We start from the raw sequence: 8,057 nt of genomic DNA on the forward strand, positions 1-8,057 counted from the left end.
ACCATTAGCATCGTGTTAGGGCGCGATCGAACGGCAGCGGTAGGCGCTGCGGGAGCGTCTTTGCGCGCGCCGCTACGGCAGCAGCAGCTTGGCCTGAGCGCTCTCGCGTTCTCTGCCGACGCGCAGCAGCGCCGGTCTCGGGCCGCGTCTGGCGCTGCCGGCGCTGATCACGCAGTCGCCCTCGACCAGCACGACGCTCAGCTTCGCGGTGCCCATCGGATTGATCGGCCCGCTCGAGGCGTCGGCGGCGAGGCAGGCGCTGGTGGAGCCGTCCGGCGGCGACAGCCTGACGTCGCGCGAGCGGCCGCTCTGGTTGGAGACGGTCACGGTCGCCGGACCGGCGCCCAGTCTCGCGGGCGTCACGAGCACGCGCGTGTCGGTCACGTTGACCGACACGATGACGGGCACTGGAGGGCGCTTGTCGTTCGCATAGTCGTCGGATCCGCCGCACCCGGCGACGAGCACCGCGACGCTGATCGCCCCCACCATCCGCTTCCGCATCGTGGCCCTGATCTCCTCTTCGCTTCCAGTCCGTCACCTGGGCCCGCGTCGCGGCGCGCGCACGCCCGTCGGCGGTGGCGAAACCTTAGCCGACTGACCAGTCAATCGCCACCAGACATTTCGGCGATACCCCGCATCTGCGGCGGATTCCCAGCTAATAGTGGTCGCGCGATTGCGCCAGCGATGGCGCTCGCGCGCTCCGTGAACGGATTTGTGCCCCGATGGCGCGTGCGCGCCAGCCCGCTCCCGCGCTGGCGCTCCCGCATGGCCTGGTCGCGATGCGGGAGCGTCTGACGCTTGGGGAACGCTGGTCGGGCTAGTTCTGCGAGTCGTCGTCGGCGGCTGCGCCGACGAGGCGCTGCCGTTCGGCGGCGACGTCGTGGAGCGCCTGCTGGAGGCGCTCCCACGAGATCAGCTCGGCGTCTTCGTACTCCACGCCGGCGAGCTCAGTGATGCTGCTGCGGTAGTCCTGCCACGCGGTGCGCGTGCGGTCGTCCAACTCTCTGAGCTGGCGGTCGGTCTCGTGGTCGGCTGCGAACGTCGTCATCGGGCGCCTCCTTCCTTCGATGGTGCCCCCGTTGTTGTGGAGACATCGTACCCATGGTTGCTGTCAGTACACGACGGCAACCGTTGGAAACTGGATCAGTTGCGGTCGGCCGGCGATGCTCAGAACGGCAGTGCGATGACCTCGGCGGTCGCTTCGCCGACGCTGACCGTCGTGCCCGGCTCGGCTTCGCGCCGCACCAGCGCCAGTGCGATCGAGCCGTGCGCCGGTGAGACGGCGACGCTGCCGACCGCGCCGACGCGCTTGCCGTCGAGCGTCAGCTCGGTTCCGCTCGCGACCGGGGCCGACAGCCGCAGGCCGCGCAGGTGGCGGTTCGGCTTGCCCTTGTAGAACAGCCGCGCGACCGTCTCCTGCCCGACGTAGCACCCCTTCGTGAAGGAGACGGCCCGCTCGTTGAGGTCGGCCTCCTGCGGGATCGTCGTGTCGTCGAGGTCGACGCCGTAGCGCGGCCGCCCGCGCTCCACGCGCACGACCTCGGCGACCGCCTCCGGCACCGGGACCGCGCCGCGGGCGACCAGCAGCTGCTTCAGCGCCTCCGTCTGGGCGGAGTCGACGAGCAGGTCGACGCCGAGGTCGGTCGCGATCAGGCGGACCGGGATCCCGTCCAGCTCCGCTGCCGCGTTCGCGTGCTCCTCGGCGGGCAGCTCGCCGGGTTGCGCCGCCTCGCCGAGCAGCTCGCGCGCCTGCGGGCCGACGAGCGACAGCAGCCCGCGCTCCAGCGTGCGTCTGTGCAGCTCGACGTCGAAGCCGAGCTTGTAGCGGCGGATCATCGTGAACAGCTCCTGCAGCGCGACGCGCTCGGTGTCGAGCAGCAGTTCGTCGCCGGCGTCGAGCACGCGCAGGTCGCCGAGCATCTTGCCCTTCGCCGTCAGGAACGCGGCGTAGAGGCCGTGCCCCGGCTCCAGCGCGACCACGTCGTTGGTGATCTGCCCCTGCAGGAATCTCTTCGTGTCGGCCCCGCTCAGCGCGAGCTTGCCGCGCTCGGAGCGGTCGACGAGCCCGGCGCCGGTCCGGACGGCGTTCTCGTGCTCGCTCAGCTGCTCGGTCGTGCCCATCTCGCCGAGGATAGAAGGGCCGGATCCGGGTCCGAGGTTTTGGCATGCCATAATCGCGGTCATGGTCACCCCGTCGTCACAGCCGCACTCGACCGCCGTCGAGGATTATGCGAAGGCGATCTATGCGCTCGAGACGCGCGCCGGCGCCGCCGTCACGACCAACGCGCTGGCCGAGCGGCTCGGCGTGACGCCCGGCTCCGCCTCGGCGATGGTGCGCAAGCTCGACGAGCTGGGGCTCGTCACGCACGTGCCGTACAAGGGCGTCGTGCTGACGGAGTCCGGCCGCAGAGTCGCGCTGGAGGTGCTGCGCCACCACCGCCTGCTGGAGCTGTACCTGGCCGAGTCGCTGGGGCTGCCGTGGGATCGTGTCCACGCCGAGGCGGAGGTGCTCGAGCACCACATCTCCGAGGAGCTGGAGGAGCTGATCGCGGCGAAGCTCGGCCACCCGACGCACGACCCGCACGGCGATCCGATCCCCACGCGCGACCTCATGATCGAGGAGCGCCCGGGGGAGAGCATGGCGGCGCTGGAGCCCGGCGAGCGCGGCTGCTTCACGCGCATCTCCGACCAGGACCCGGCGATGCTGCGCTACCTCGACGAGCGCGGGATCCGGCCGGGCGACGACTTCGAGGTCGTCGACAAGCAGCCGTTCGGCGACGGGCCGCTGTTCGTGCGCTTCGACGGCGGCGAGGACGTGCACGTGTTGGGCGGCGCGCTCGCTGCGGCGATGCGCGTCGAGGTCACGCGGTGAATCCTCCGCCGCCTCCGCCGCCTCCGCCGCCCTCCTCTTCGACGGTCTCCGCGGCGGTCACGCCGGAGGAGGCCTCGGCAGCCGCGCTGCCGGCGCCGACCGCGCTGCAGGAGATCCGCGGGCGCAAGGGGCTGAAGGGGATCGTGCCGTTGCTCGGTCCCGCCTTCGTGGCGGCGATCGCGTACGTCGACCCGGGCAACTTCGCGACCAACATCGACGGCGGCGCCAGCTACGGCTACACGCTGCTGTGGGTGATCCTCGGCGCGAACCTGATCGGGATGCTGATCCAGACGCTGTCGGCGAAGCTGGGCCTGGCGACCGGCAAGAACCTGCCGGAGCTGTGCCGCGAACGGCTGCCCAGACGCGCCTCGTTCGGCCTCTGGATACAGGCCGAGCTGATCGCGATGGCGACCGACCTGGCCGAGTTCATCGGCGCGGCGATCGCGCTCAACCTGTTGTTCGGCGTGCCGCTGTTCATCTCCGGCCTGCTGACCGCCGTCGTCGCGTTCGGGATCCTCGCGCTCCAGTCGAAGGGCTACCGCCGCTTCGAGCTGGCGATCGGCGGGATGCTCGCCGTGATCCTGCTCGGCTTCCTCTACGACACGCTCAAGGTCGGGCCGGACGCGAGCGGCGTGCTGAGCGGCTTCGTCCCGGGCTTCGCCGGCGGCGACTCGGTCCTGCTCGCCTGCGGCATCCTCGGCGCGACCGTGATGCCGCACGTGATCTACCTGCACTCGGCGTTGACGCAGAGACGGATCGCGGTCGAGAACGACGAAGAGCGTCACCGGCTGTTCAAGTTCCAGACGGTCGACGTCGTGATCGCGATGTCGATCGCCGGCATCGTCAACATGCTGATGCTGGTGATCGCGGCGTCGCTGTTCTTCGGCGCCGACATCCCGAACGTCGACACGCTCGAAGGCGCCTACCACGGCTTCGACGTGCTGATCGGCGGCGGCGCGGCGCTCGCGTTCGCGCTCGCGCTGCTGGCGTCCGGGTTCGCGAGTTCGTCGGTCGGCACCTACGCCGGTCAGGTGATCATGTCCGGCTTCATCAACCGCACCGTGCCGCTGGCGCTGCGGCGGCTGGTGACGATGACGCCGGCGCTGATCGTGCTCGCGCTCGGGCTCGATCCCTCGCGCGCGCTCGTGATCAGCCAGGTGGTGCTGTCGTTCGGGATCCCGTTCGCGGTCGTGCCGCTGATCATCCTGACGAGCGACCGCGACGTGATGGGCACGCTCGTCAACCGCCGCTCGACGACCATGATCGGGTGGGCGATCTCGGGCGCGATCATCCTGCTCAACGGCTTCCTGCTCTACCAGACGTTCTTCGGATAGGGCGCGTAACCTGTGTCGTCTATGCCTCTCGCCGACACCTTTCAGCAGATCGTCGACTCGCTGCCCGACGACTGGACGGACCTCGAGCTCGACCTGCGGATCGAGGACGAGACCGAGTACGTGCACGCGGCGACCTACCTCGTCACGTGCAACGCGCAGCCGTACTCCAGACACGACTGGCACTGGCGCCTGCTCGTCGCGCACCGCTTCGGCCACGCGGCCGCGGTCCCGGCCGTCCACGGCGCGCTGAGACTGCTCGACAACGCCGGCATCAAGGGCGAGCTGGTGCTGCGCGAGTCGCGCGCCGGCCGCGTCGAGGTGACCCAGATGTGGGGTCGCCCCGAGTCGGTTCGCAGAGAGTTCAAGCAGCTGCGGGCGCAGTAGCGCTCGCAACCTCGACGCTCCGCGCGCGATTGCGTTGTACTTGCGCGCATGAGCATCTGCGTGATCACCGGCGCCTCGTCCGGCATAGGCGAGGCGACCGCGCGCCGGCTCGCGCGTGAGCGGGGCACGAGACTCGTGCTCGTCGCGCGCCGCGAGGAGCGGCTGCGCGCGCTGGCCGACGAGCTGGGCGGTGCGACCGTCGTCGCCGTCGACCTGACGACCGACGGAGCGCCGGCGCTCGTGCGGGAGGCGATCGAGCGCGAGCACGGCGGGCGGCTCGACCTGCTCGTCAACAACGCCGGCGCCGGCTGGGGCGGGTCGTTCGCCAGAACCGGCTGGGAGGAAGTGCGCAGAACGATGGCGCTCAACTTCGACGCCGTCGTGCGCCTGACGGAGGAGCTGCTGCCGCTGCTGCGCGCCTCGGCGCCGTCGTCGATCGTGATGGTCGCCTCCACCGCCGGCCGCATCGGGCGTGCGAAGAGCGGCGCCTACTCGGCCTCGAAGTTCGCGCTCGCCGGCTGGACCGACTCGCTGCACCTGGAGGAGAAGCGGGGCGGCGTCCACGTCGGCCTCGTGCTGCCCGGCTTCGTCGCGACCGAGGGCTTCCCGCAGACGGCGCTCGTCGGCAGGGCGACGACCCGCTGGCTCGTCTCCAGCGCCGACAAGGTCGCCGACGCGATCGTCGACGCCGGCCCCGGCGGCAAGGCGGAACGGTACGTCCCCCGCCCGTACGCGCTGGCGGCAGCGGCGCGCGTGGTCATGCCGGGCCTCGTGCGGCGCGTGCTGTCGCGCTGAGCCCCCGCGCCGCTCAGGAGTCGTGCGTCGTGCCCGCGGCTTCTCGCACGACGGAGGTGTCGTAGCGCGGGTCGTTCAGCGGGAGCGCTCCCTGCAGGCGGCTGGGCGGGTACATCGCCTGGCCGGCGGCCGGCAGCGCGGCCTCCAGCCGTCTGCGGTTCAGGCCGGGGAACTGCTCCTGCAGGTCGCTGAGGCTGCTGGCGGGGTCGGTCAGCGTCTGGTCGTAGCCGCGCAGGATCCCGGCGACCGCGGCCTTCGCGATGCTCGGGTCCTCGTCGAGGCGCTCGCGCGTGGTCGTCAGGATCAGCCGCGGCGCGCGGGCGCCGGTGGGCGCGTTGGTCAACGCCATGATCCCGACCAGCTCGGGCTGACCGCTCAGCTGGTCCGCGCTGATCACGGCGAAGTCGGCTCTGTCGTCGAGCAGCGCTCTGAGGCCGGCGCCGGGAGCGCGCGGCGCGCGCAACCGCAGGTGAACGCCCTCCGCGCTGTCGAATCCGCGTTGGACCGCGGCGGCGATCGGCGCGTCGTACGCCTGCGGCCGCCCGTCGAGCACGAGCGTCGCGTCGACCTCCGGCCGATCGTCGCCGACGGTGCCGCAGCCGGCGAGGGCGAGTGCGGCGAGGAGCACAAGGAGGGTGCAGTGCAGGAGGCGCTGGCGCGGCATGCGGCGAGAGGATCGCAGGCGCGGGGTAGGCTCGCCGTGTGATGAGTGCCGCGAGCGTCCGCCATCCGATCTTCGCACGCGTCTTCGATCGCTTCTGCGGCGCGCTGGAGAAGGAGATCGGCCCCCATCGCGACGAGCTGCTGGCGAGGCTCGGCGGGCGCGTCGTCGAGCTGGGCGCGGGCAACGGGATCAACTTCGGCCACTATCCGGGCACGGTCGACGAGGTCGTCGCGATCGAACCGGAGCCGTATCTGCAGACGAAGGCGCGCGCGGCTGCCGCAAGCGCGCCGATCGACGTGACGGTGCTCGACGGGACCGCCGACGCGCTGCCGCTGCCCGACGATGCGGCCGACGTCGCGGTCACGTGCCTCGTCCTCTGCACCGTGCCGGACCAGGCACGGGCGTTGGCGGAGCTGCGGCGCGTGTTGAAGCCCGGCGGCGAGCTGCGCTTCCTCGAGCACGTCCGCTCGCAGCGCCCGCGACTGGCGCGCGTCCAGCGCCGGCTCGACTCCTCCGGCATCTGGCCGCGGCTCGGCGGCGGCTGCCACTGCGCCCGCGACACGGCCGCGGCGATCGCGGCGGCGGGCTTCGAGATCGAGCGCGTGCGCAGCTTCGACGTCGGCCCCTCCTGGGGCCACACGAGCCCCCACGTGCTGGGAGCGGCGCGCGCACAATAGGATCGCCCGATGTCTGATCTACGCGCGGCGATCGTCGGCTACGGCTTGGCGGGGGAGGTGTTCCACGCGCCGTTGATCGACGCCGCGCCCGGGATCGAGGTCACGACGATCGTGACCGGCAACCCCGAGCGGGCGGAGCGCGCGCGGGCGGCGTATCCGAACGCGCGGATCCTCCCGGACGCCGAGCGGCTGTGGGCGTGCGCTGACGACCACGACCTCGTGGTGATCGCGGCCCCGAACGCGGTGCACGTGTCGCTCGCGCGCCGCGCGATCGACCACCGCCTCCCGGTCGTCGTCGACAAGCCGCTCGCCAACGACGCGGGCGCGGCGCGCGGCCTGATCGCGCACGCCGAACGTGCCGGCACGCCGCTGACGGTCTTCCACAACCGCCGCTGGGACAGCGACCAGCTGACGCTGCGGCGACTGCTGGACGAGGGCGCGCTCGGCGACGTGCTGCGGGTCGAGTCGCGGATGGAGTCGTGGGCCGCCGACGGGCTCGCGACGCGCTGGCGGCTGGAGGACGATGCGGGGACCGGCGGCGGGATCCTGCTCGACCTGGGCGCCCATCTCGTCGATCAGGTGCTGACCCTGTTCGGACCAGTCGCGACCGTCTACGCCGAGTTGGACCGGCGCGCCGGCGGGGTCGTCGACGAAGCCTTCCTCGCCCTGCGTCATCGCAGCGGCATCCTGTCGCACCTGTGGGCCGCCAACGCGGTCGTGCCCGGCCCGCGGCTGCGCGTGCGCGGCACCCGCGCCGTCTTCGACCAGCCGCACCCCGACGAGCAGGAGGCGGCGCTCGTCGCCGGCGCCCGACCCAGCCCCGACGCCCTCTGGGGCGTCCCCGACAGAGCCCACTGGGGGCGCCTGCTGACGGCGGACGCCGAGCCGCGCGCCGCTGCCGCACCGTTCGACCGGGCGACCGACGTGCCTGGGACGCCGGCGGACGGGCCGCTTGGCGCTCCCGTCCCCGCCGAACCCGGCGGCTGGGATCTCTTCTACCCGGCCGTCGTGTCCGCCCTGCTCGCCGGTACGCCGATGCCGGTCGACCCGCGTGAGGCGGTCGACACGCTGCGCGTCCTCGACGCCGCCCGCCTCAGCGCCGCCGCCACGCGGATCGTCGTGCTCGGCGGCTGAGGGGCACTACGCGGCGGCCGTCTCGCGTCATCGAGGGGAACTCGTCCATTCCCGCCCTGAAGGGAAAGGGCGGGGAATTCGCCCCGGGGCGAGGTTCGTGGGGCGGAGCCTTCTACACTCCGTCGCGAATGGCGCGCCGGGTCACTTTTAGTCGGAATTTGACGTTGTCGTTGTCGCGGTCGTGTCAGTGTTTTTGT

Annotated in this window: 10 protein-coding genes; 6 read left to right on the forward strand and 4 right to left on the reverse strand. The window is 71.9% G+C overall.

The annotated features are described in order from the left end of the window. Positions 1-72 precede the first annotated feature (72 nt). From Q7L65_RS22765 to Q7L65_RS22775, 3 genes are all read right to left on the reverse strand, one after another. Positions 73-501: a hypothetical protein gene (locus Q7L65_RS22765; RefSeq protein WP_304724826.1), complete on the reverse strand. Its 429-nt coding sequence runs from the start codon at positions 499-501 to the stop codon at positions 73-75. A gap of 316 nt (positions 502-817) precedes the next feature. Then, on the reverse strand, positions 818-1,048 hold the full coding sequence (locus Q7L65_RS22770; protein ID WP_304724828.1) for a hypothetical protein: 231 nt from the start codon (positions 1,046-1,048) through the stop codon (positions 818-820). Between the two features lie 119 nt (positions 1,049-1,167). Continuing rightward, on the reverse strand, positions 1,168-2,121 hold the full coding sequence (locus tag Q7L65_RS22775; RefSeq protein ID WP_304724829.1) for a folate-binding protein YgfZ: 954 nt from the start codon (positions 2,119-2,121) through the stop codon (positions 1,168-1,170). A gap of 61 nt (positions 2,122-2,182) precedes the next feature. Here Q7L65_RS22775 and Q7L65_RS22780 point away from each other — a divergent pair, with 61 nt between their 5' ends. Genes Q7L65_RS22780 through Q7L65_RS22795 form a run of 4 tightly spaced genes read left to right on the forward strand, consistent with a single transcriptional unit; the run spans position 2,183 to position 5,385 of the window. Continuing rightward, positions 2,183-2,872 carry a metal-dependent transcriptional regulator gene (locus tag Q7L65_RS22780; protein ID WP_304724830.1) on the forward strand — a complete coding sequence of 230 codons (690 nt, stop codon included), beginning with the start codon at positions 2,183-2,185 and terminating at the stop codon, positions 2,870-2,872. After that, on the forward strand, positions 2,869-4,206 hold the full coding sequence (locus Q7L65_RS22785; protein WP_304724832.1) for an Nramp family divalent metal transporter: 1,338 nt from the start codon (positions 2,869-2,871) through the stop codon (positions 4,204-4,206). The genes Q7L65_RS22780 and Q7L65_RS22785 overlap by 4 nt, the downstream gene beginning before the upstream one ends. A gap of 21 nt (positions 4,207-4,227) precedes the next feature. After that, positions 4,228-4,590: a hypothetical protein gene (locus Q7L65_RS22790; protein ID WP_304724834.1), complete on the forward strand. Its 363-nt coding sequence runs from the start codon at positions 4,228-4,230 to the stop codon at positions 4,588-4,590. Positions 4,591-4,638: 48 nt separating this feature from the next. Continuing rightward, the gene (locus Q7L65_RS22795) at positions 4,639-5,385 is read left to right on the forward strand and encodes an SDR family oxidoreductase (RefSeq protein ID WP_304724837.1); all 747 of its coding nucleotides are present in this window, start codon (positions 4,639-4,641) and stop codon (positions 5,383-5,385) included. Positions 5,386-5,398: 13 nt separating this feature from the next. Here the strand turns inward: Q7L65_RS22795 and Q7L65_RS22800 are convergent, their stop codons facing one another. Further along, the gene (locus Q7L65_RS22800) at positions 5,399-6,049 is read right to left on the reverse strand and encodes a hypothetical protein (RefSeq protein WP_304724840.1); all 651 of its coding nucleotides are present in this window, start codon (positions 6,047-6,049) and stop codon (positions 5,399-5,401) included. A gap of 41 nt (positions 6,050-6,090) precedes the next feature. Here Q7L65_RS22800 and Q7L65_RS22805 point away from each other — a divergent pair, with 41 nt between their 5' ends. After that, positions 6,091-6,726 carry a class I SAM-dependent methyltransferase gene (locus Q7L65_RS22805; RefSeq protein ID WP_304724842.1) on the forward strand — a complete coding sequence of 212 codons (636 nt, stop codon included), beginning with the start codon at positions 6,091-6,093 and terminating at the stop codon, positions 6,724-6,726. A 9-nt stretch (positions 6,727-6,735) separates the two neighbouring features. Beyond that, the gene (locus tag Q7L65_RS22810) at positions 6,736-7,860 is read left to right on the forward strand and encodes a Gfo/Idh/MocA family oxidoreductase (RefSeq protein ID WP_304724843.1); all 1,125 of its coding nucleotides are present in this window, start codon (positions 6,736-6,738) and stop codon (positions 7,858-7,860) included. The last annotated feature ends 197 nt before the right edge of the window (positions 7,861-8,057 follow it).

The sequence above is a fragment of the Conexibacter sp. CPCC 206217 genome (assembly GCF_030646165.1).
In the GTDB taxonomy this organism is placed as follows: domain Bacteria; phylum Actinomycetota; class Thermoleophilia; order Solirubrobacterales; family Solirubrobacteraceae; genus Conexibacter.

Bases quoted from the DNA above. Each gene is read 5' to 3' on its own strand.
- Q7L65_RS22765 (WP_304724826.1), bottom strand. From the start codon at position 501: ATGCGGAAGCGGATGGTGGGGGCGATCAGCGTCGCGGTGCTCGTCGCC.
- Q7L65_RS22770 (WP_304724828.1), bottom strand. From the start codon at position 1,048: ATGACGACGTTCGCAGCCGACCACGAGACCGACCGCCAGCTCAGAGAG.
- Q7L65_RS22775 (WP_304724829.1), bottom strand. From the start codon at position 2,121: ATGGGCACGACCGAGCAGCTGAGCGAGCACGAGAACGCCGTCCGGACC.
- Q7L65_RS22780 (WP_304724830.1), top strand. From the start codon at position 2,183: ATGGTCACCCCGTCGTCACAGCCGCACTCGACCGCCGTCGAGGATTAT.
- Q7L65_RS22790 (WP_304724834.1), top strand. From the start codon at position 4,228: ATGCCTCTCGCCGACACCTTTCAGCAGATCGTCGACTCGCTGCCCGAC.
- Q7L65_RS22795 (WP_304724837.1), top strand. From the start codon at position 4,639: ATGAGCATCTGCGTGATCACCGGCGCCTCGTCCGGCATAGGCGAGGCG.
- Q7L65_RS22800 (WP_304724840.1), bottom strand. From the start codon at position 6,049: ATGCCGCGCCAGCGCCTCCTGCACTGCACCCTCCTTGTGCTCCTCGCC.
- Q7L65_RS22805 (WP_304724842.1), top strand. From the start codon at position 6,091: ATGAGTGCCGCGAGCGTCCGCCATCCGATCTTCGCACGCGTCTTCGAT.
- Q7L65_RS22810 (WP_304724843.1), top strand. From the start codon at position 6,736: ATGTCTGATCTACGCGCGGCGATCGTCGGCTACGGCTTGGCGGGGGAG.